Origin of the sequence: Mesorhizobium sp. C277A (genome assembly GCF_040324395.1) — a bacterium.
In the GTDB taxonomy this organism is placed as follows: domain Bacteria; phylum Pseudomonadota; class Alphaproteobacteria; order Rhizobiales; family Rhizobiaceae; genus Mesorhizobium.
In genome coordinates this window covers 2,229,943-2,250,009 of the sequence record NZ_JAMYVW010000002.1, presented here as the reverse complement: position 1 = coordinate 2,250,009, position 20,067 = coordinate 2,229,943, and the positions used below count along the sequence as shown (strand labels likewise).

Genomic DNA, 20,067 nt, shown 5'->3' with positions numbered 1-20,067 from the left:
AGCAGGAGGAGGAGGACGCCATGACGGTTAAGGCAATTCTCGAGAGAAAAGGCCATGACGTGTTCACGCTCGGGCCGAATGTAAAGCTCAGCGAAGCCATTCGAATCCTGGCCGACCACAAGATCGGTGCACTGGTCATCACCAATGGCGATCGCAAGATCGTCGGCATCCTTTCCGAGCGTGACATCGTGCGGGTCGTTGCCAGGGAAGGCGCTGCCGCACTTGATATAACGGTACGCTCGGCGATGACGCCGAAAGTGAAGATCTGCAACGAGAACCACACGGTCAACGAGGTGATGGAGATCATGACCAAAGGCCGTTTCCGCCATCTGCCGGTGGAAAAGGATGGGCTGCTCGACGGCATCGTGTCGATCGGCGACGTGGTCAAGCGCCGCATCGAGGATGTCGAGCGCGAGGCCGACGAAATCAGGGCCTATATCGCAACGGCCTGACCTGACGAAAAGACCGCCGACCGGAATACCGGCCGGCGGCGTTCATTCTATCGGTGCCGAGCGGCCGAAAGCGGCTGAAAAGGCCAGCCCGCTGCTCTGCGCTGCTTTGGGCGCTTGTCTCGCGAAGCGGTTTGCACTAGCGAAGACCGATTACCCAAATCACGAAAATCGAAGTTTTCGCGAGCCAAAAGCGCAGGCCACCATGACCCTTATCGATACCCGCACGCCCGACGCCAAACGTTTTATCCCCGGCGCCACCGGCGATTGGGAGATCATCATCGGCCTCGAGGTTCACGCGCAGGTGACCTCGGAAGCAAAGCTGTTTTCCGGGGCGTCGACGACTTTCGGCGCGGCGCCCAACGCCAATGTCAGCCTGGTCGACGCGGCCATGCCCGGCATGCTGCCGGTCATCAATGAGGAATGCGTCAAGCAGGCGATCCGCACCGGCCTCGGATTGAAGGCGCAGATCAACCACAAGTCGGTGTTCGACCGGAAAAACTATTTCTATCCCGACCTGCCGCAGGGCTACCAGATATCGCAGTTCAAGCAGCCGATCGTAGGCGAAGGCACGATCGTCATTTCGGTCGGTCCCGACCGGCAGGGCGAGTTCGAGGACATCGAGATCGGCATCGAGCGCCTGCACCTGGAGCAGGACGCCGGCAAGTCGATGCACGATCAGCATCCCACCATGTCCTATGTCGATCTCAACCGCTCCGGCGTGGCGCTGATGGAGATTGTCTCCAAGCCCGACATGCGCTCGGCCGACGAGGCCAAGGCGTATGTCACCAAGCTGCGCACCATCGTGCGCTATCTCGGCACTTGCGACGGCAACATGGACGAAGGTTCGATGCGCGCCGACGTCAACGTCTCCGTTCGCAGGCCCGGCGGCGAATTCGGTACGCGCTGTGAGATCAAGAACGTCAACTCGATCCGCTTCATCGGCCAGGCCATCGAGTTCGAGGCGCGCCGCCAGATCGCCATCCTCGAGGATGGCGGCAAGATCGACCAGGAAACCAGGCTGTTCGACGCCGTCAAAGGCGAGACGCGCTCGATGCGCAGCAAGGAAGAGGCGCATGACTACCGCTACTTCCCCGATCCCGACCTTTTGCCGCTGGAGTTCGACCAGGCCTATGTCGACGCGCTGGCCAAGGAGTTGCCGGAACTGCCCGACGACAAGAAGGCGCGCCTGATCTCCTCACTTGGCCTGTCGACATACGACGCCTCGATCCTGGTGTCGGAAAAGCCGATCGCCGACTATTTCGAGCAGGTGGCCTCGGGCCGCGACGGCAAGCTTGCCGCCAACTGGGTCATCAATGACCTGCTCGGCCAGCTTAACAAGGCCGGCAAGGACATTGAAAATGCTCCTGTAACACCGGAGCAGCTCGGTGCCGTGATCGACCTGATCAAGGAAGGCACCATCTCCGGCAAGATCGCCAAGGATCTGTTCGAGATCGTTTGGAACGAGGGCGGCGATCCGCGCCAGCTGGTGGAAAGCCGCGGCATGAAGCAGGTCACCGACACCGGCGCCATCGAGAAGGCGGTCGACGAAGTCATCGCCGCCAACCCCGACAAGGTCGAGCAGGCTCGCGCCAAGCCGACCATGGCCGGCTGGTTCGTCGGCCAGGTGATGAAGGCCACCGGCGGCAAGGCCAACCCGCAAGCGGTTAACGATCTGGTCAAGGCCAAGCTCGGTATCGAATAGAACAATGTTCGTCCGCACCGCCAGCGAACGTGACCTTGCCGCTGTCCGCGCGCTGCTGGTCGAAACCTGGCACGCAACGTACGACACGATCTATGGCGCCGAGCGGGTGACCGAAATTACCGACGACTGGCATTCGATCGCCTCGCTCAAGGCGCGGCTGACAAGGCCGAACTCGGAATTCCTGGTCGCCGATGACGGCAAGCGTATCGGCGGCATGGCTTTTGCCGCCGCAACGACGGATACGAAGATCGTGCTGCTGAACCAGCTCTATGTACTGCCGGCCTGCCAGCGGCAAGGCATCGGCCAGGCCTTGCTGGACGAGGTCGAAGCCAGCTTTCCCGAGGCGAACAGGTTGCGCGTCGAGGTGGAAGAGGCCAACGTGCCGGCCATCGCCTTCTACCGTTCGAAGGGATTTTTGCCGGCCGGCAGCACCGCCGATTGCGGCGGCGGTTCGGGGTTGCCGGCGCTGATCTTCGAGAAGCCGCTGGGATAGGCGTCCGACGAAACGTTCAGTGCTGTCCCTTCAGGACGACCAGATAGCCGCGTTCCACCGGCTGCCGGAAGGCGATCTGTTCGGATGTGCCCGGATCTTTCGATTGCTTTTCGATGACGTAGCCGCCGGGATGAGACTTGAGCCATTCCTCAGGCTTGTCGGCGTTCTCGAATGGCTTCTCTATTCGCCCAAGGAAACCGACCTCGCCCTGATAATCGTAAGCGACGGCCCAGTCCGCGTCCTTTCGTTCGTCGATGAAGCTCGCCAGCGACGTGAGATCGTAGCGTTTGAACACGGTCGCCGAGGCGGCGGCGTGGCCGATGGCGAAAAGGGCAAGCATGACAAAGGCCGTCGCCCTCAGCCTGGCGACTGAAATCTCGGCCATGAAGTAGCCCAGCAGAATGGTCGCGAACGGTAGTGCCGGCACGACATAGTGCGGCTGCTTGCCGGATATGGCGCTGAAGACCAGCAGCACCGCAATGAACGAGAACGACAGCAGGCGCAGGGCACGCAGATCCGGGGATTTGGTGTCGATCAGGCTGCGTATCCGGGCAACCGGCCTCAGCCGCCACACCGGGGGGATAAAGGCCCAGGGCACGAACATGAGCGGCAACAGCATCAGGTAAAAGTAAAACGGCCGGCCATGCGAATTGTGCAGGCTTCCGGTAACCCGACCCGCCGACTGGTTCCAGACGAGGTCGTAGACGAAACTGCCCTTGGTCAGGATGGTCGCGGGCGCCAGCCATATGGCGACCGGGACAAGGGCGGCGAGAATTGCCAGGCCGGCTCCGGCAAAGAACTGCAAAGGGGCAAGGCCGGCTCGCCGGTCACGCCAGAGGGGATAGAGCAGGACGGGCGTGCCGATGTGAATGAGCACGACCGGGCCTTTGGCCAGCACGCCGAGCCCGATGAACAGACCCGCCAGCACCGCCTGCCACCGGTTGCCGGTCCTGGCGAAGACCAGCAACGACAGCAGTGCGGCGACCACGCAGGCCGTCAAAAGCATGTCGAACAGGATCAGGGTCGAATAGATGACAAAGACGGTGCTGCCGGCCACCAGCCAGGGGATGCGGCTGGCGATGTCCGGGCGCTCGGGAAACAGGGTTTTGGCCAGAAGCGTCGTCAGCCAGATGACCAGCGACGAGGCGGCGAAGATGACGAGCATCGCCGCCGCGCGGCTCACACCGAAGATGTTCCAAGAGAGATCGATGAGCCAGAACAACAGCGGCGGCTTCTGCAGATAGGGCGCAAAGTTCATCGTCGGTACGAAGACATGTCCACCGAGATACATCTCCCAGGCGACGCTGAGATAGCGCGTCTCATCGACCGGCAGTAGCGGACGAAAAGCGAGCGCGATGCAAAGCAGGGCCAGCAGGAAGAGGTAAGGCAGCAGCCGTTCAATTCGTGTCGGTATCAAGTTCGGGGACCGCCCAGGAAATGGTTTCCACGTCCGGTCGTGCACGATGCACCGTCTTCGGACCGGAGCAGAACCGCACCATGATTTTGGCCGAATTGCAACGATGCCGGCTTGGTATTGTGGATTACGCCTGCGTACCGGCAAATAGTTGAAAAATTTGACGATTGTCTCCGAGTATGGCTTCAGGCCGAGCGCAGCGGCGGCGTCAATTCGCGCATCAGGAGTTCCAGCTCTCGCTGGTCGCCGGTGGCGGTCTTGTCGAAGATGGTTGCCAGCTGTGATTTGACGGTGCCGTCCGAGACGCCGCTGGCAGCCGCGATTTCACGCCGTGTCAGCCCGGCGGCGACATGGCCGGCGACACGCTTTTCCGCTGCGGTCAGTCCGAACAGCGCAGCGATCGCTTCCAGCGCCGGCACTGATGCGGCGCCGGCGGCGGCAATGAAAATGGCCGCGGCGGCGCGCGGCGATATGCGGGCCGAAATGTCGCGTCGCGCCAGAGGCATGACATGCGCCACCGCCGGAGACATGGCCTTCACCAGCGGAATGTTGATGCCGGACGGTCCGAGCGCGAATTCGTCGCGCGTGCCGAGCTGGACGGCGCGACCGATGGCGGTGTTGGCGTTGGCATAAGCGAAGGACAGCTGGCCGCGCACCGAGGACACTGAGGCGGTTTCGGTGAGCAGGGCTTCGGCTGCCGGATTGGCGAAAATGATCTGCATATCGTCGGCGACGATCAGCACTGGATGGTCGAGGCTCTCAAGGATCGAGCGAAAGATGTCGGCCTTGCGCCGCTCGGCCTCGAACAGGTCGCCGATGGTCACCGCACGCCGGACATGGGGGGCGAGCCTGGACATCAGGTCGATATCCCTGGCTGAAATCTGGGGCCTGTCCTTGTCGGTAACCACCATCAGCGTGCCGGTGCGCGCCGGCTGCTTCATCAGCGCTACCCAGAAGAAATCGTCGAGACGGTTGGGTTCCACCCACTCGCGCACGATGCGGCTTTCGAGCCAGTTCTGGCGGGCGTCAGGGCCTTGCAGGGCGTAGACGCTGTCGACGGTCAACGGTATGTCGACTTCCATCTTCGGCACCGCCTTGAAAAAGGGCACCTCGCAGGCGTAGTCGCGCTGCAGCGGCTCAAGCAGAACCGGATCGCCGCAGGAAGTCGAAAACCGGGCCGAGTTTCTCGCCGTATCGACGACCGCCAGCATGGCAAGCCGGCCGAGCGCCAATTTGCAGATTGATTCAAGCGTCGATGGCCAACGGCCGACATCGACAATCGAATCGTAGATTGCCTCGACGATCTGCGGCAGGGCGCGACCGACTATGTTGGCCTGGACAGACACGTAGAGCCTCGTAAGGATTGCAGCGTAGTGGCAGGTCACACACTGTCTCTGCCTGGGGTCGCACACAACATAGCCGGCTTGGTTACGTCTGTGAAACGTCTCACAGCGGCGTTCGGTGTATCGTGAGCGCTTACGGGCTGGCCAGAACGTACCTGATGAGCCGTTGTCTAAGAGCGCTCGGGCCGCTCTGCGATACAAATCAAAGTGAACGGAATTGGAATTTTTCAGGGAATAAATGAGTAAACTTCCACATTGTCGATCAACCTGGTTCTGCCAAGCCACGCCGCGGCAAGCAGGCGGCCATCGCCGTCACGCCGCCACGAGGTGAGCGTCAGGCTCTCGCGCGCGGCGACATAGTCGACGCTGTCGAAGCCTGCCTCGAGAAGCGCGGCAGTGGCTTTACCGGTCACGCCGTTTTCATCGGCACCGGCCGCGAGCGCTGCCGCCGTCTGGCGCAAGATGACATTGAGCTGTCGCGCGACGTCGAGCTCGGCGGCGTCGAGATAGGCGTTGCGCGACGACATTGCCAGGCCATGCGCATCGCGCACGGTTGGCGCGCCGACGATTTCCACCGGAAGGTCAAGATCGCGGCAGAGCTTTCGGACGACGCAAAGCTGCTGGTAGTCTTTTTCGCCGAAGATGGCGTAGTCGGGCAGGGCTTGCAGAAAGAGCTTGGCCACGACCGTGGCGACGCCCTCGAAGAAGGTCGGCCTGAAATCCGATTCCAGGCCAGAAGACGGGCCGCCGACCGAAATCTTCGTCGCAAAGCCTGCCGGATACATTTCGGAAACCGTAGGCGTGAAGGCAAGCTGTGCGCCGGCCTCGGTCAGCCGGTCGAGATCGCGGGCCAGCTGCCGCGGATACTTGTCGAGATCTTCAGTGGGGGCGAACTGGGCCGGGTTGACGAAGATGGAGACGACGCAGCGATCGGCCGTTGCGAGCGCAGCCCCGACCAGCGAGATATGGCCGTCATGCAAAGCGCCCATGGTCGGCACCATGGCGACGCTCAGGCCTTCGCGCCGCCATTCGCGGATCTGCGCGCGAAGGCCGGGCACGGTGCCGACGACGAGCGGCTGGCGGATGGGGGGCCGGTTCATGCCTTGTCCTTGTCGCTCGCGGCTGAAAAGACGTGGCCCGGCCCGGGGAAGGTGCGGCTGCGCACCTCCGCCGCATAACGCGCCGCGGCATCGGCGACAGCGCTGCGCAAATCGGCGTATTCCTTGACGAATTTCGGCACCCGGTCGACCGTCAGGCCGACCATGTCGTCGATGACCAGGATCTGGCCGTCGCAATCGCGGCTGGCGCCGATGCCGATGGTAGGAATGGTAATGTGCCGGGTGAGGTCGGCGGCAACGGTCTCGACCGTGCCTTCGATGACCAGCGAAAACGCGCCGGCCTTTGCGACCGCGTCGGCGTCGCGCATGAGCGCGGCCACATTCTCCGGCGTGCGGCCCTTGATCTTGTAGCCACCGTCCTTTTCCACCGATTGCGGCTGCAAGCCGATATGGCCCATCACTGGAATGCCGGCCGTGACGATTGCGGCGATCTGGAGGGCTACTTCGACGCCGCCTTCCAGCTTCACCGCCTCGCAGCCGGTTTCCTCAGAGATGCGGCGCGCCGAGGCAAGGGCTTGCGCGGCCGAAGTCTCGTAGCTGCCGGCCGGCATGTCGACCACCACGCAGGCCTTTGACGAACCGCGCATCACGGCCTGGCCATGGGCGATCATCATCTCCAGCGAGGCGCCGAGCGTGGTCTTGTGGCCATGCAGCACCATGGCAACGCTGTCGCCGACCAGGAGAAGGTCGACATGATCGTCGAGCAGGCGGGCGACGGGATAGGTGTAAGCGGTAAGGCATACGACCGGCACGCCGCCCTTGCGGGCGCGTATTGTCTCCGCACTGATCCTGGCGACAGCTAAGGCCATTCCTCACCTCCCGCAGCCGGCGTTGACTACAGCGCCGCGCGTCCCGTGGACGCGCAAAGGACGCTGTAGCACTTTGGTTTGCGCATGATCCTTTCCGAAAATCGATTTCGATTTTCGGGGTCATGCGGCAGCGCCGGGCGATGAGAGCTTTAGGAAGACGCAGCCGGCTTGGCAAGCGTCGGTTCGCAGGTGCGAAATGGATCGGCCAATGACCGAGCGTTTCGGCATGCCGTCAGTGCCGCAGGCGCCGCAAAACCCTTGCCTTCGCCAAGGCCTGACGCCATAAGCAGGGAACAGCCACCGCCGCGCGCCCGCGAGGATCTGAATGAAAACTTTCCTTCTGCAGTTTTTCACCTGGTGGAACCGCCAGACGCTGGGAACCCGTTTTCACACCTGGCGCCACGGCAACAAGGTCGGCCAGGATGGGGCCGGCAATGTCTACTACGAAGGCGGCGTCGATTCGGAAGGCCGCACCCGCCGCTGGATCATCTACGCCAATTATTCGGAGGCGTCGGCGATCCCTCCGGGCTGGCACGGCTGGATGCATCACCGCGTCGATGTGGCGCCGCCAAGCGACGACTATCGGCCGCGCGAATGGGAAAAGGCGCATGAGCCGAACCTCACGGGAACACCGGCGGCTTATCGCCCGAAGGGTTCCGTGCTCACCAATCAGCACCGTCCGCAGGTGACGGGCGACTACGATGCGTGGACGCCTGGTTCTTGACCGCCGGCCGGTCCTTTGTCGCCACAATTGGCGTTTAGCTGCTTGCTGATATGACAACGGCGAATAGCCTTGGGCGTGACAGAATCACCCGGGCCCAAACCACCGGTATCTCCGCATGAACATTTTCAGCCTGACATCGATGGCCGGACTGGCGGCAATTGGCGCTGTCGCCATGTTCCCGACAGCGTTTGCCGCGGCGCAGGCGCCTGCGGCAGCACCCGCAATCTCCGATCGCATCACCAATCCGGTCGCCGAATTTGCCGGCATCGACAAGATCACCGGCCGTATCATCACCTTCGATGTCTACATCGACGAAACCGTGCAGTTCGGCGCTTTGCAGGTGACGCCGCGCATCTGCTATTCGCGGCCGGAGAATGAAGAGCCGAAGACCGATTCCTTCGTCGAAGTCGACGAAATCACGCTCGACCGCAAGATCCGCCGCATCTTCACCGGCTGGATGTTCGCCGAGAGCCCCGGCCTAAACGCCGTCGAGCACGCCGTCTATGACGTCTGGCTAAAGGGCTGCAAGCAGAAGTCGGATGTGCCGCCGCCCGACGCGGCCAATGCCGAGACGCCCAAGGTCGACACGTCCAAGCCAAAGCCCGCCGCTGCTCCGGCCGCCGAACAGCCGGACCCTACGGAACCTGACGCGACCAACACCAACTGATCCTCCGGAACCGTGGTGGCAACTATGCGTTGGGCCATGGACGATGACGCATTTATGCGCTTGGAGGATATTCTGATGTCGGACAGCAAACGGATCACGGCCAGCAAAGACGACCTGCTCGAACTCGAAAAGGGGTTCTGGACGGGCGACGAAGCTTACTACGCCGCCAATGTCGACACAGAATGCCTGGTAGCATTTCCTGAGATGGCACAGGCAATGGACAATGCCGATCTGGCCAAGACCGCGACCAAGCCCAACCGCTGGCGCGACCTTCAGATCGACCTCAAGGGTATCATCGAGCCCGGCAGCGACATTATCATGCTGACCTATGAGGCTCATGCGACACGAGAAAACGGCGAGCCCTACGCCGCGTTGGTTAGCACCGGCTATGTTCATCGTGTCAACGGCTGGAAGATGATGTTCCATTCGCAGACGCCGATGGAAACCGCGAAGGGCTGACCCCTTTCACCGGTCGAGCCGGCTCGGCCGCTCGGTCTCCGGTCAGGGATAAAAAACGGCTTCGCCCTTCAGCGCGTCGGCCAACATCTTCTCGTATTTGACGCGCGGCACGTCGACCGCGCCGAAGCGTTTGAGATGCTCAGTGGTGAATTGCGTGTCGAGCAGGGCAAAGCCGCGCGCCTTCAGCCGCTCGACCAGATGATACAGGCAGGTCTTGGACGCGTCGGTTTCCCGGGCGAACATGCTTTCGCCGAAGAACACGCGACCGAGCGAGACGCCATAGAGGCCGCCGACCAGCCGTTCCTCGCGCCATGCCTCGACCGAATGGCAGTGCCCCAGACGGTGCAGCTCGATATAGGCTTCGCGGATCGGCGCGTTGATCCAGGTCGAGCGGCGCTCCTCGCGCTTTTCGGCGCAGCCGTCGATCGTCGCCTCGAAATCGAAATCGAAGCGGATGTCGAACGGGTGCTTGCGAATTGTCTTCCGCAAGCTCTTCGGCGTGTGGAAGCCATCGAGCGGTATGATGCCGCGCGTCTCCGGCCGCACCCAGAACACTTCCGGGTCGGAAGCGCTCTCGGCCATCGGGAAGACGCCCGAGGCATAGGCCTTGAGCAACAGGTCGGTCGGAATGCGATAGCCGGGAGCGTAAGGACGGGTCATCGCGGCATCATAGCGGCAAGTCGGGCGCTATTCCTCTTTGGCCAGATACTTTTCCAGCCAGTGGATGTCGTAGTCGCCATTGGCGATATCGGCATTGCCGACCAGGTCGCGAAACAGCGGCAGCGTCGTTTTGATGCCGTCAACGACGAATTCGTCGAGCGCCCGGCGCAGCCGCATCATGCATTCGACGCGGTTGCGGCCGTGCACGATCAGCTTGCCGATCAGGCTGTCATAATAGGGCGGGATCTTGTAGCCGGAATAGACACCGGAATCGACGCGGATGCCGAGACCGCCAGGCGTGTGGAAATGCGTAATCGTGCCGGGCGAAGGCGTGAAGGTGCGCGGGTCCTCGGCATTGATGCGGCATTCTATGGCGTGGCCGTTGAACTTGATGTCCTCCTGGCGCACCGAAAGCCCGCCGCCGGAGGCAACGCGGATCTGTTCGTGGACGAGATCGATGCCGGTGATCGCCTCCGTCACCGGATGCTCGACCTGCAACCGCGTGTTCATCTCGATGAAGTAGAACTCGCCATTCTCGTACAGGAATTCGATGGTGCCTGCGCCGGAGTAGCCGAGGTCGGCGATGGCCTTGGCACAGATATTGCCGATGCGGGCGCGCTCCTCGGCGTTGAGGGCCGGCGAGGGCGCCTCTTCCCAGACTTTCTGGTGGCGGCGTTGCAGCGAACAGTCGCGCTCGCCGAAATGCACGCCGCGGCCGGCGCCGTCGCCGAATACCTGCACCTCGATGTGGCGCGGCTTTTCCAAGTATTTCTCGATGTAGACGGCATCGTCGCCGAAGGCGGCTCCCGCTTCCGTGCTCGCTGTCTGCAAGGCGATCTCGAGGTCAGCCTCGGTAAGGGCGACCTTCATACCGCGCCCGCCACCGCCTGCCGATGCCTTGATGATCACGGGATAGCCGATCTCGGCGGCAATGCGCCTGGCTTCCTTTTGATCGGTGACGGCGCCGTCGGAGCCCGGCACAACCGGAATGCCGAGCCGCTTTGCGGTGCGCTTGGCCTCGATCTTGTCGCCCATGATGCGGATGTGGTCGCCCGACGGGCCGATGAAGGTGATGTTGTGGGCGGCGAGAATGTCGGCGAACTTGGCGTTTTCCGACAGGAAGCCATAGCCCGGATGCACGGCATCGGCGCCTGTGATCTCGCAGGCTGCGACGATCTGGTGGATGTTGAGATAGCTGTCGCGCGACGGCGGCGGACCGATGCACACGCTTTCGTCGGCGAGCCTGACATGCATGGCGTCAGCGTCGGCGGTCGAATGCACGACCACGGTCTGGATGCCGAGTTCCTTGCAGGCGCGCAGCACCCGAAGCGCGATTTCGCCGCGGTTGGCGATGAGGATCTTCTGGAACATCCGGCCCGCTCTACTCGATCACGACGAGCGGCATGCCGTACTCGACCGGCTGGCCGTCCTCGAACAGGATCGCCGTCACCGTGCCGGCGCGCGGCGAAGGGATCTGGTTCATCGTCTTCATCGCTTCGATGATCAGCAGCGTCTGGCCTTCCTTGACCTTCTGGCCGACTTCGATGAAGGCCTTGGCGTCGGGCGAGGGCGCGAGATAAGCGGTGCCGACCATCGGCGAGGGGACCGCGTTCTTGGACGGATCGGCCACTGCTGGTGCGGCAGCCGCGCCCGCCGCGGGCTGCTGCGCTGCCGGAGCATAACCGGCCTGCGGTGCGGCGATGGCGTGGACGGCCGGCGCCTGGCGCGACACGCGCACCTTCAGGTCGCCGAGCTCGACTTCGATCTCGGTGAGATTGGTGTCGTTCAGTATGCCCGCGAGATCGCGGATCAGTTGCTGGTCAACACCGGTCTTCTTTATCGACATTTTCGAGCCTTCTGTTTGTGGGCCGGTCATAGGCGTGCCGCCAGCGCCTGCAGCGCCAGCGAGTAGCCAAGCGGCCCGAACCCGCAGATCATGCCGACAGCGACCGGCGCGACCATGGAGACGTGGCGGAATGGTTCCCGCGCGTGGATGTTGGAGAGGTGAACTTCGGCGACGGGCAGCGGCGCGACAGCGCGGATGGCGTCGTGAATGGCAATCGAGGTGTGGCTGTAGGCACCCGGATTGATGACGATGCCGGCTGCCTTGTCGCCGGCTTCCTGGATCCAGTCGACGAGGTCGCCCTCATGGTTCGACTGGCGAAAATCAATCTCGAGGCCAAGGGCGGCGCCCGCCTGCTTACAGTCGTCGGCGATCGCGGCAAGCGTCTTGCCGCCATAGATGCCCGGCTCGCGCTTGCCGAGCGCGTTCAGGTTGGGGCCGTTCAGGACGAAAATCGTTTTCAAAAATGCCGACCTTTTCCGACGCCGGCCTCAAGCCGGCGCGCAGGGCCTTCTATAATGGGCATAGCCGCCCGCGGAAAGAGCACAAGTGCGATCTTTCACTGTCCACAACAGGCGGAAATGTGCCCGTGAGAAATAGGCTCGCGTGCAAGATCAGAGCGCGGCTTTCGCCGCCTCGATCTTTTCAGCCAGCACTTCCTGGCCGAGCGCCCCGAACACCACCTCATTGCCGACCACGTAGGAAGGCGTTCCGGTGATGGCCAGCTTGTTGGCGAGGTCGAAGGTCTTGGAGAAAGCCTCGGTGATGGTCGGATCCTTCATCTTCTCGCGCAATTTCGCCTCATCGGCGCCTAGCGACAGCGCAACCTTGATGGCCGCCGCCTCGGTGGCGCGGCCCTGGCCGCCGAGCAGGGCGTTGTGGAACTCGCCGTATTTCTCCGGATGCATCAGGTGGAAAGCCATCGAGACGACGCTGGCCTTTTGCGAATCCGGCCCGAGGATCGGGAATTCCTTGAGCACGAAGCGCAGCTCCGGATCGGCCTTTGTCAGAGCCTGCATGTCGTCGATGGCGCGTTTGCAGAAGCCGCAATTGTAGTCGTAGAATTCGACGATGGTGACCTTGCCCTTCGGATTGCCGACGACGCCGTCGAAGGTCGAGTTGAAAATCTCGGACTTGGCCTTCTCGATGACGCCGAGGCTGGCTATGCGCTGCTCTTCCTTCTGCTTGGCCTCGAGCGCCTCCTGCACTTCGAGCAGCACTTCGGGGTTCTTCAGGAGATAGTCGCGGATAATGCCCTCGACCTCAGTGCGATCGATCTTGGTGTCGGCCGAGGCGGTCTGCACGGCCTGCGCCGTGCCGGCCTTGGCCACCTGCGGATTGCCGGCGACGAACCCGAACGCCAGCATGGCAAGAGCAGCCGCCACTCCCGTCGTGCCGAGCAATATTGCCTTGTTCATCGTCTGATCCTCTTGCCGGTTCCGGTCTATCCTAGTCGCAGCGGGCGACCGGAAGGTTCATTTCTTGAGTTTGCCTGAAGGGTTGTAGTTTATGATGTCCTGCGCCCGAATCCAGCCGGGCTCGCCGCGCTTCAAGTCTTTTTGCGCGCGCATGGCGAAAATTTTGGCATTCGTGTAATCGCCGGAATAAAAGTGGCCCTCGGCGGTGGCGAGTTCCGCCGCCGGAATGTTGCCAAGCTCGCCATAGGCCTGGGCGAGATAGCGGTATCCGACCGTGTTTTCCTTGTCGCGCCCGAGACCGTTGTTGATCTGCACCACCGCCTTCTTCAGCGAGTCGGGCGTGCCGATGGCCATCAGCGCCTGGCCGAGAGAAACGGGCAACAGGCCCGACCTCACCGGATCGAGGCTGACCGCCTTGGCATAGGCGTCCGCGGCGTCCTTGGGCTTGTTGGCCTTCATCAGGATGTCGCCGCGCATTTCCTGGAAATAGGGGTTCTTCGGCTGTTCCTTGATCAATGCATTGGCCTTGGTCAGTGCTGCACCCAGATTGCCGTAGAGATAGGCCATCTGCGCTTCGCCATAGCGCGAGGCGAGGCTGCCTAGGGCCTTGCGGATCAGCCGCGTGGCGGCGGCCTGGCCGCCCATATAGGCGGCGATCTTGATGCGCATCATGTCGTGCCGCTGCTGCAGTGCCGGCGGATCGACCTTGTCGACGTTAGGGCTCTGCTTGACCAGCACTTCGAGATTGGCGATGCGCTCCTGCGGCATCGGGTGGCTGATGCGGTAGGGATCGACCTGCGTGCCGGAAAGCGACAGCGCGCTCTGGAAGCGGGCGAAGGTCTTCAGCATGCCCATGCCGGACTGGCCGGTGGCATTGAGATAGGTGATGGCAGAGCGGTCGGCGGTCGATTCTTCGGTGCGCTGGTAGGCAAGAATGCTGCGCTGCGCCATCTCGCCGCCGCCCGCGGCGACACCCATGCCGGCGCCGGCAAGGCCGCGGCTGTTGGTGGTGGCGCCGGCAACGATGGCGCCGGCGCCAAGCAGCGTGGCGATGATGGCCATGGTCTTGGCGCGCTCGAGCTGGTCGCGCAATTTCTGCTGATGGCCGCCGGCGATGTGGCCGGCCTCGTGGGCGATGACGCCGATGATCTCATTGGGCGTTTCGGCCTGCATCAGCGCGCCGGTGTTGATGAACAGCCGGCGCCCGGTGACGAAGGCGTTGAAGCTCTGATCGTTGACCAGAACGATATCGACACCGTCATTGGCAAGACCGGCCGCCTTGAAGATCGGCCGCGCATAGTCGCGCACCAGCGCCTCGATCTCGGCATCGCGCACGACCGGCACCGCCTGGGCGAAGGCCGTCACCGAGCCGGTGACAGCGACGGCGGCGGCAAGCAAAAGCGTCGCGAAGCCGCGCACTGTCTTCCCGATGGAAGATTTGGACATCGTCGATTTGGGTCGGCTCAGCATGAGGTCCACTGGTAAACGAGCGGGCGAACGATGAAAAGTCACGGCACCGAAACTAGGCGAACTTGTGATCCTCACATCAATCGGGCATTTGTGCGGCGCTGCCGCCGGTTGATGGCTTCGAGCGGCGGGCCGGACGGAGGTCAAATGGTAGTTTCGCTGTCGCGCCGCGGTGAAGTCGAGCCGTTTCACGCCATGGACATTCTGGCCGAAGCCAACCGGCTGAAGGCGACGGGCGTGCCTGTCGTCTCCATGGCCGTCGGCCAGCCATCCGATCCGGCGCCCGTGGGCGTGAGGGAAGCAGCCGCAAATGCGCTGAGGATCGGACGCATCGGCTATACCGACACGCTCGGTCTGGCGGATCTGCGCAAGGCGATCGCCGGACATTATGGCGACCACTACGGGATCGATGTCTCGCCGAACCGGATCGCCGTGACCACGGGATCGTCGGCCGCCTTCAATCTGGCCTTCCTGGCGATGTTCGATCCCGGCGACCGCGTCGCCATCGCATCACCCGGCTATCCGGCCTACCGCAACATCATGGCCGCGCTCGGCATCGAGATCGTCGAGATCGAGCTCGGCACGGACGCCTACCTGCACGCCGAGCATTTGAAATCGGCGCACCAGGAAAACCCGCTGAAGGGCGTGTTGTTCGCCAGCCCGGCCAATCCGACAGGTGCGGTCATTCCCGTCGACGAGTTGTCCGCACTGGTGAGGACAGCCGAAGATCTCGGCATGGCGGTGATATCGGACGAAATCTATCATCGGCTGGCCTATGCCGCGCCCGACACCACTGCGCTGGCCCATGGCTCAGGCGTGACGGTGATCAATTCCTTCTCGAAATATTATTGCATGACCGGCTGGCGCATTGGCTGGATGGTGCTGCCGGAAGCTCTGGTGAGGCCGATCGAGCGCATCGCCCAGAGCCTCTACATCTCGCCGCCGGAACTGTCGCAGATCGCGGCGATCGAAGCCTTCAAGGCGACGCAAGAGCTGGAAGCGGTAAAGGCGCGCTACGCCTGGAACCGCGAGCTGTTGATGCGGCGCCTGCCGGAACTCGGATTTCCCTTGGCGGCGCCGATGGACGGCGCCTTCTACGCTTTCTGCGATGTTACCCGGCATACCAATGACAGCATGGCCTTTGCGCGCAAGATGCTGGCCGAGGCGCATGTGGCGGCGACGCCCGGCCGCGATTTCGATCCACTTCAGGGCCACCGCACGATGCGCTTTTCCTATGCCGGCAGCCATGACGACATGGTCGAGGCGATGGCGCGCATCGAGCGCTGGCTGAAATAGCGGGGACGAGCATGCCGGATCTTGAACAAGCGCTGGCCGATCTCGCCGCCGAGATGGCCGAGCGCACCGATCGCGGTGACGTCGCCACCTACATTCCGCAGCTCGGCAAGGTCGATCCGAAGAAATTCGGCATTGCCACCGTGACCAATGACGGCCGCGTGCTGGTCGCCGGCGACGCCGACCAGGCGTTTTCGATCCAGTCCATCTCCAAGGTGTTTACGCTTACGTTGGCGCTCGGCAATGTCGGTGACGCGCTGTGGCAGCGTGTCGGACGCGAGCCGTCGGGCAATCCGTTCAACTCGATCGTGCAACTCGAGCATGAGAACGGCATTCCGCGCAATCCGTTCATCAATGCCGGCGCCATCGTCGTGTCCGACATACTGCTTGCCGGCCACCAGCCGCGCGAGGCGATCGGCGAAATCCTGCGCTTCATCCAGTTCCTTGCCGATGACGAAACCATCATCATCGACCGCGAGGTCGCGGCTTCCGAACGCGCCACCGGCTATCGCAACTTCGCGCTTGCCAACTACATGAAATCCTTCGGCAATCTCAACCATGCACCGGAGCTGGCGCTGGGCGTGTACTTCCACCATTGCGCCATCGCCATGAGCTGCCGGCAATTGGCGCTGGCCGGCCGCTTCCTCGCCAATGGCGGCAGAAACCCGGCAACCGGGTACTCCGTGGTGTCTGCCGAGCGGGCGCGGCGCATCGGCGCCATGATGCTGACCTGCGGCCACTATGACGGTTCCGGCGATTTCGCCTTCCGTGTCGGCATTCCCGGCAAAAGCGGCGTCGGCGGTGGCATATTGGGGATCGTGCCGGGTGTTGCTTCGCTGGCCGTATGGTCGCCGGGCTTGAACGCCAACGGCAATTCCAAGCTGGGGTCGATCGCCTTGGAAAAACTGGCCAGGATGATGAACTGGTCGATTTTCGCCCCCTGACGCCTTCCGTCATTCGCGCATGCAAAAATCCCGCGCCGTGGTTTGAACGGCGCGGGATTTTTGTCAGGAACCTATCTTAATCGGCTGAATAGCTTAGAAAAAGCCCTTCCGCTGCCACCAGCCGGCGCGCTTCGGCTTTTCCTCGGCCTTTGCCTCGTCGGCAACGCTGGAGGAAACCACCGGCACCGCGGAGGTATCCGCGGCCACGGCTTTGCGCCGTGACGGGCGAGCCTTGGCGGGCTCGTCGTCGACGGTCGTTTCCGTGGCGGCATCGGCCGCAGCGGGGGCGGCAGCTTCGACGGCAGCTTCCGGTGCAGCCTCGGCCGCCGTCTCATCGGCGACTTCCACCACAGCCTTCTTTGCCCTTGAAGCGCGCTTCTTCTTCGGCTTTTCGGCTGGAGCGTCGTCGTTCGCCGCGGCGGGAGCCGCTGCTTCTTCAACCGCTACGGCTGCTACGGGCTCGCTTGCGGCCGTTCCGACTTCAGCGGCCTCGGCCACCGAGGCGGTTTCGCCGGCTTCGGTCTCCGTGCCGTCTTCGCGACGATTGCGCTTGCCGCCGCGCTTGCCGCGACGGCGCTTCTTGCCCTGGGCGTCATCTGATGCTTCCACCGTTTCGACGGCGCCAACCTGGGCTTCGTCTTGCTGTGTTGCATCGTCATCGCCTGGTTCAGCGGCAAAGTCGTCGCTTGCCGCCGAAACCGAAGCACCTTCGGCGCCATGCTCGCGATCGCCATGTTCGCGTTCGCGATCCTTGCCGCCGCGCCGCCTGCGGCGCTTGCGACGCTTGCGATCGCGGCCTTCGCCGTCCTCAGCCGATCTCGGCTGCTGCTGCTGCGACTGCGGCTGCGCCTGACGCGGCTGCTCTGCCTGTACCACAACCTCGTCGTCTTCCTCCTCGATGACGATCTCGTCCTCGGGCTCTTCCGGCTCGACATAGGCCGGGAAGGTTCGCGCTTCGACAAAGCCTTCCGGCTTTTCGGCAATGGCGCCGCGGAAGATCGCGTAGTGCTGCACACCGACCGTATCATCGGCCTCGACGGTGATGGTCAGGCCAAAGCGGCTTTCGAGTTCCACCAGCGTGCCGCGCTTGTGGTTGAGCACATAGAGAGCGGTCGCCGCCGGGGTCCGCACCGTGATGTGGCTGCGCGAATCCTTGAGCAGGAATTCCTCGATCGCCCGCACCACCATCAGCGCCACCGACGAATCGGAGCGCACATGGCCGGTGCCGCCGCAATGCGGGCAGGGCTTCATGGTCGATTCCAGCACGCTGGCGCGGATGCGCTGGCGAGACATCTCCATCAGGCCGAAATGCGAGATGCGGCCGACCTGGATGCGGGCTCGGTCGTTCTTGAGGTGATCCTTCAGCCGCTTCTCGACGGAGCGGTTGTTGCGGTTCTCCTCCATGTCGATGAAGTCGATGACGATCAGGCCGGCGAGATCGCGCAGCCTCAATTGCCTGGCGACTTCTTCCGCCGCTTCAAGGTTGGTGTGGAGAGCGGTGTCCTCGATCGAGTGCTCCTTGGTGGAGCGGCCCGAATTGACGTCGATGGCGACCAGCGCCTCGGTCTGGTTGATGATGATATAGCCGCCGCTCTTCAGCGTCACCTGCGGCTGCAGCATGCGGTCGAGCTGCGCCTCGATCCCGTTGCGCACGAAGATCGGCGTCGTGTCGCGGAACGGCTGAACCACCTTGGCGTGGCTCGGCATCAGCATGCGCATGAAATCCTTGGCCTCGCGGTAGCCTTCCTCGCCGGAGACAAGAATCTCGTCAATATCCTTGTTGTAGAGGTCGCGCACCGAGCGCTTGATCAGGCTGCCTTCCTCATAGACGAGGGCAGGGGCGGTGGATTGCAGCGTCAGATTGCGGACGTTTTCCCAAAGCCGCATCAGATATTCGTAGTCGCGCTTGATTTCCGCCTTGGTGCGGCTTTCGCCGGCGGTGCGCAGGATGACGCCCATGCCCTGCGGCACTTCGAGATCGGCAACGACCTCCTTGAGGCGCTTGCGGTCGACGGCACTGGTGATCTTGCGCGAAATGCCGCCGCCGCGTGCGGTGTTGGGCATCAGCACGGAATAGCGGCCGGCAAGCGACAGATAGGTGGTGAGCGCAGCGCCCTTGTTGCCGCGCTCTTCCTTGACCACCTGCACCAGCAGGATCTGCCGGCGCTTGATGACTTCCTGAATCTTGTACTGGCGGCGCACCGGCTTGCGGCGGCTGCGCACCTCTTCCAGCGCATCCTCGGCGCCTACGGATTCGATCTCGTGGTCGTCCGGATGCGAGGACTGCACCTCTTCCAGCATGCCGCGGTCATTGTCCCCGGAGGTGGCTTCGCCACTTGCCTCGCTGGACGACCTTTCGTCACCCGGCTCCGCCGCAGGGACAGCTTCGGAGATCACATCCGCTTCGACGCTTGCCGCGATCGATGTCGGGCCGCCTTCCGACGGTTCGCTCCTGGATGTCTCGGCGTCGGAGGCTTCGCTGTCGCCATGCCCGGCATGATCGTCATGCCCGGCGGTATCGGCCGCGGCATGCTCGGAAGCAGGCGCTTCGGAGACGGCATCGCTGCCGGCATCGCCATGTTCGCCGTTCTCATCATCGGCGCCGGCGTCGCGCTTGTGTTCGCCTCGCTCACGACCCTTGCCGCCGCGCCGGCGGCCGCGCCGGCCGCGATCGCGGCTCTGGCGGTCGTCGCCGTCATTGTCCTCGTTCTCCTCGTCCTCGGCTTCCTGCGCTTCAGCGCGCAGCAAAGCCTGACGATCGGCGACCGGGATCTGGTAATAGTCGGGGTGAATTTCACTGAAGGCGAGGAAACCGTGACGGTTGCCGCCATATTCGACAAAGGCTGCCTGAAGGGAAGGTTCGACGCGCGTTACGCGGGCGAGATAGATGTTTCCTTTGAGCTGCTTCTTGTCCTGAGATTCAAAGTCGAATTCTTCAATACGGTTACCGCGGATAACGACAACGCGTGTTTCCTCCGGGTGGGAGGCGTCTATCAGCATTTTGTTGGGCATTATTTCGTTTCCTCCCGGCAGCCGTCAGCCGCAGCTTGCGAGGCAAAGCCCGCTGCTGCGTGTCTGGGATGTGGGTGCCGGATGTCTGAATGTCCGCCGGACGCCGCTTGAGCGCCATGGCGGTGCCGCCCGCAGCCACAATGGCGCGGTTTGATGCGGACCTTTCCATGATTGCGCTTGAAGCCATCGTCACCAGCAGAACCTTTTGAACCAAAGCCCGGACGAACCGGACCAGCTTGTTTGCTCATA

At 63.0% G+C, this 20,067-nt stretch carries 19 protein-coding genes; 8 read left to right on the top strand and 11 right to left on the bottom strand.

Annotated features, from left to right (window positions below; genetic code table 11):
- The first annotated feature begins 20 nt into the window (after positions 1 to 20).
- From NKK52_RS11295 to NKK52_RS11285, 3 genes are all read left to right on the top strand, one after another.
- Positions 21 to 452 (top strand): CBS domain-containing protein, encoded by a 432-nt coding sequence (locus NKK52_RS11295; RefSeq protein WP_023667498.1) that lies wholly within the window; start codon positions 21 to 23, stop codon positions 450 to 452.
- Positions 453 to 654: 202 nt separating this feature from the next.
- Positions 655 to 2,154, top strand: a complete 1,500-nt coding sequence (gene gatB / locus NKK52_RS11290) for an Asp-tRNA(Asn)/Glu-tRNA(Gln) amidotransferase subunit GatB (protein WP_023681506.1) — start codon at positions 655 to 657, stop codon at positions 2,152 to 2,154.
- Between the two features lie 4 nt (positions 2,155 to 2,158).
- Positions 2,159 to 2,647 carry a GNAT family N-acetyltransferase gene (locus NKK52_RS11285; protein ID WP_352628935.1) on the top strand — a complete coding sequence of 163 codons (489 nt, stop codon included), beginning with the start codon at positions 2,159 to 2,161 and terminating at the stop codon, positions 2,645 to 2,647.
- 16 nt (positions 2,648 to 2,663) lie between these two features.
- On the opposite strand, the gene NKK52_RS11280 is transcribed toward NKK52_RS11285, so the two are convergent.
- From NKK52_RS11280 to panB, 4 genes are all read right to left on the bottom strand, one after another.
- A complete protein-coding gene (locus tag NKK52_RS11280) occupies positions 2,664 to 4,064 on the bottom strand; it encodes an ArnT family glycosyltransferase (protein ID WP_023681504.1) in 1,401 nt (466 codons plus the stop codon).
- Positions 4,065 to 4,246: 182 nt separating this feature from the next.
- Entirely contained in the window at positions 4,247 to 5,407 is a 1,161-nt protein-coding gene (locus NKK52_RS11275) for a helix-turn-helix transcriptional regulator (RefSeq protein WP_023681503.1), read from the bottom strand.
- A 224-nt stretch (positions 5,408 to 5,631) separates the two neighbouring features.
- Positions 5,632 to 6,504, bottom strand: coding sequence for a pantoate--beta-alanine ligase (gene panC / locus NKK52_RS11270; RefSeq protein ID WP_502902992.1), 873 nt, complete (start codon positions 6,502 to 6,504; stop codon positions 5,632 to 5,634).
- Positions 6,501 to 7,331, bottom strand: coding sequence for a 3-methyl-2-oxobutanoate hydroxymethyltransferase (panB, locus tag NKK52_RS11265; RefSeq protein WP_023681501.1), 831 nt, complete (start codon positions 7,329 to 7,331; stop codon positions 6,501 to 6,503). The genes panC and panB overlap by 4 nt, the downstream gene beginning before the upstream one ends.
- A gap of 325 nt (positions 7,332 to 7,656) precedes the next feature.
- Here panB and NKK52_RS11260 point away from each other — a divergent pair, with 325 nt between their 5' ends.
- From NKK52_RS11260 to NKK52_RS11250, 3 genes are all read left to right on the top strand, one after another.
- Entirely contained in the window at positions 7,657 to 8,055 is a 399-nt protein-coding gene (locus NKK52_RS11260; protein ID WP_023710575.1) for an NADH:ubiquinone oxidoreductase subunit NDUFA12, read from the top strand.
- A 115-nt stretch (positions 8,056 to 8,170) separates the two neighbouring features.
- On the top strand, positions 8,171 to 8,722 hold the full coding sequence (locus NKK52_RS11255; protein WP_023681499.1) for a DUF2155 domain-containing protein: 552 nt from the start codon (positions 8,171 to 8,173) through the stop codon (positions 8,720 to 8,722).
- A gap of 75 nt (positions 8,723 to 8,797) precedes the next feature.
- Positions 8,798 to 9,181 carry a hypothetical protein gene (locus NKK52_RS11250; RefSeq protein WP_023667489.1) on the top strand — a complete coding sequence of 128 codons (384 nt, stop codon included), beginning with the start codon at positions 8,798 to 8,800 and terminating at the stop codon, positions 9,179 to 9,181.
- Positions 9,182 to 9,223: 42 nt separating this feature from the next.
- Here NKK52_RS11250 and aat read toward each other — a convergent pair whose 3' ends face one another.
- From aat to NKK52_RS11220, 6 genes are all read right to left on the bottom strand, one after another.
- Positions 9,224 to 9,841, bottom strand: coding sequence for a leucyl/phenylalanyl-tRNA--protein transferase (gene aat, locus NKK52_RS11245; RefSeq protein WP_023681498.1), 618 nt, complete (start codon positions 9,839 to 9,841; stop codon positions 9,224 to 9,226).
- Positions 9,842 to 9,868: 27 nt separating this feature from the next.
- Positions 9,869 to 11,212 (bottom strand): acetyl-CoA carboxylase biotin carboxylase subunit, encoded by a 1,344-nt coding sequence (accC, locus tag NKK52_RS11240; protein WP_023681497.1) that lies wholly within the window; start codon positions 11,210 to 11,212, stop codon positions 9,869 to 9,871.
- A 10-nt stretch (positions 11,213 to 11,222) separates the two neighbouring features.
- The gene (gene accB / locus NKK52_RS11235; RefSeq protein WP_023681496.1) at positions 11,223 to 11,687 is read right to left on the bottom strand and encodes an acetyl-CoA carboxylase biotin carboxyl carrier protein; all 465 of its coding nucleotides are present in this window, start codon (positions 11,685 to 11,687) and stop codon (positions 11,223 to 11,225) included.
- 26 nt (positions 11,688 to 11,713) lie between these two features.
- The gene (gene aroQ / locus NKK52_RS11230; RefSeq protein WP_023667485.1) at positions 11,714 to 12,148 is read right to left on the bottom strand and encodes a type II 3-dehydroquinate dehydratase; all 435 of its coding nucleotides are present in this window, start codon (positions 12,146 to 12,148) and stop codon (positions 11,714 to 11,716) included.
- A 150-nt stretch (positions 12,149 to 12,298) separates the two neighbouring features.
- Positions 12,299 to 13,102 carry a DsbA family protein gene (locus tag NKK52_RS11225; RefSeq protein ID WP_023681495.1) on the bottom strand — a complete coding sequence of 268 codons (804 nt, stop codon included), beginning with the start codon at positions 13,100 to 13,102 and terminating at the stop codon, positions 12,299 to 12,301.
- A gap of 57 nt (positions 13,103 to 13,159) precedes the next feature.
- Positions 13,160 to 14,572, bottom strand: coding sequence for a M48 family metalloprotease (locus tag NKK52_RS11220; protein WP_023681494.1), 1,413 nt, complete (start codon positions 14,570 to 14,572; stop codon positions 13,160 to 13,162).
- Positions 14,573 to 14,716: 144 nt separating this feature from the next.
- Between NKK52_RS11220 and NKK52_RS11215 the strand changes: the two genes are divergently transcribed.
- On the top strand, positions 14,717 to 15,865 hold the full coding sequence (locus NKK52_RS11215; protein ID WP_352628929.1) for a pyridoxal phosphate-dependent aminotransferase: 1,149 nt from the start codon (positions 14,717 to 14,719) through the stop codon (positions 15,863 to 15,865).
- Between the two features lie 11 nt (positions 15,866 to 15,876).
- Positions 15,877 to 16,806: a glutaminase gene (locus NKK52_RS11210; protein ID WP_023681493.1), complete on the top strand. Its 930-nt coding sequence runs from the start codon at positions 15,877 to 15,879 to the stop codon at positions 16,804 to 16,806.
- 93 nt (positions 16,807 to 16,899) lie between these two features.
- Here the strand turns inward: NKK52_RS11210 and NKK52_RS11205 are convergent, their stop codons facing one another.
- Positions 16,900 to 19,818, bottom strand: a complete 2,919-nt coding sequence (locus NKK52_RS11205) for a ribonuclease E/G (protein WP_023681492.1) — start codon at positions 19,816 to 19,818, stop codon at positions 16,900 to 16,902.
- Positions 19,819 to 20,067: the final 249 nt, after the last annotated feature.

What these genes read in the sequence shown, in the direction of transcription:
- NKK52_RS11295 (WP_023667498.1), top strand. Translation starts at nt 21, where the DNA reads ATGACGGTTAAGGCAATTCTCGAGAGAAAAGGCCATGACGTGTTCACG.
- gatB (WP_023681506.1), top strand. Translation starts at nt 655, where the DNA reads ATGACCCTTATCGATACCCGCACGCCCGACGCCAAACGTTTTATCCCC.
- NKK52_RS11285 (WP_352628935.1), top strand. Translation starts at nt 2,159, where the DNA reads ATGTTCGTCCGCACCGCCAGCGAACGTGACCTTGCCGCTGTCCGCGCG.
- panC (WP_502902992.1), bottom strand. Translation starts at nt 6,504, where the DNA reads ATGAACCGGCCCCCCATCCGCCAGCCGCTCGTCGTCGGCACCGTGCCC.
- panB (WP_023681501.1), bottom strand. Translation starts at nt 7,331, where the DNA reads ATGGCCTTAGCTGTCGCCAGGATCAGTGCGGAGACAATACGCGCCCGC.
- NKK52_RS11260 (WP_023710575.1), top strand. Translation starts at nt 7,657, where the DNA reads ATGAAAACTTTCCTTCTGCAGTTTTTCACCTGGTGGAACCGCCAGACG.
- NKK52_RS11255 (WP_023681499.1), top strand. Translation starts at nt 8,171, where the DNA reads ATGAACATTTTCAGCCTGACATCGATGGCCGGACTGGCGGCAATTGGC.
- NKK52_RS11250 (WP_023667489.1), top strand. Translation starts at nt 8,798, where the DNA reads ATGTCGGACAGCAAACGGATCACGGCCAGCAAAGACGACCTGCTCGAA.
- aat (WP_023681498.1), bottom strand. Translation starts at nt 9,841, where the DNA reads ATGACCCGTCCTTACGCTCCCGGCTATCGCATTCCGACCGACCTGTTG.
- accC (WP_023681497.1), bottom strand. Translation starts at nt 11,212, where the DNA reads ATGTTCCAGAAGATCCTCATCGCCAACCGCGGCGAAATCGCGCTTCGG.
- accB (WP_023681496.1), bottom strand. Translation starts at nt 11,687, where the DNA reads ATGTCGATAAAGAAGACCGGTGTTGACCAGCAACTGATCCGCGATCTC.
- NKK52_RS11225 (WP_023681495.1), bottom strand. Translation starts at nt 13,102, where the DNA reads ATGAACAAGGCAATATTGCTCGGCACGACGGGAGTGGCGGCTGCTCTT.
- NKK52_RS11220 (WP_023681494.1), bottom strand. Translation starts at nt 14,572, where the DNA reads ATGCTGAGCCGACCCAAATCGACGATGTCCAAATCTTCCATCGGGAAG.
- NKK52_RS11215 (WP_352628929.1), top strand. Translation starts at nt 14,717, where the DNA reads ATGGTAGTTTCGCTGTCGCGCCGCGGTGAAGTCGAGCCGTTTCACGCC.
- NKK52_RS11210 (WP_023681493.1), top strand. Translation starts at nt 15,877, where the DNA reads ATGCCGGATCTTGAACAAGCGCTGGCCGATCTCGCCGCCGAGATGGCC.
- NKK52_RS11205 (WP_023681492.1), bottom strand. Translation starts at nt 19,818, where the DNA reads ATGCCCAACAAAATGCTGATAGACGCCTCCCACCCGGAGGAAACACGC.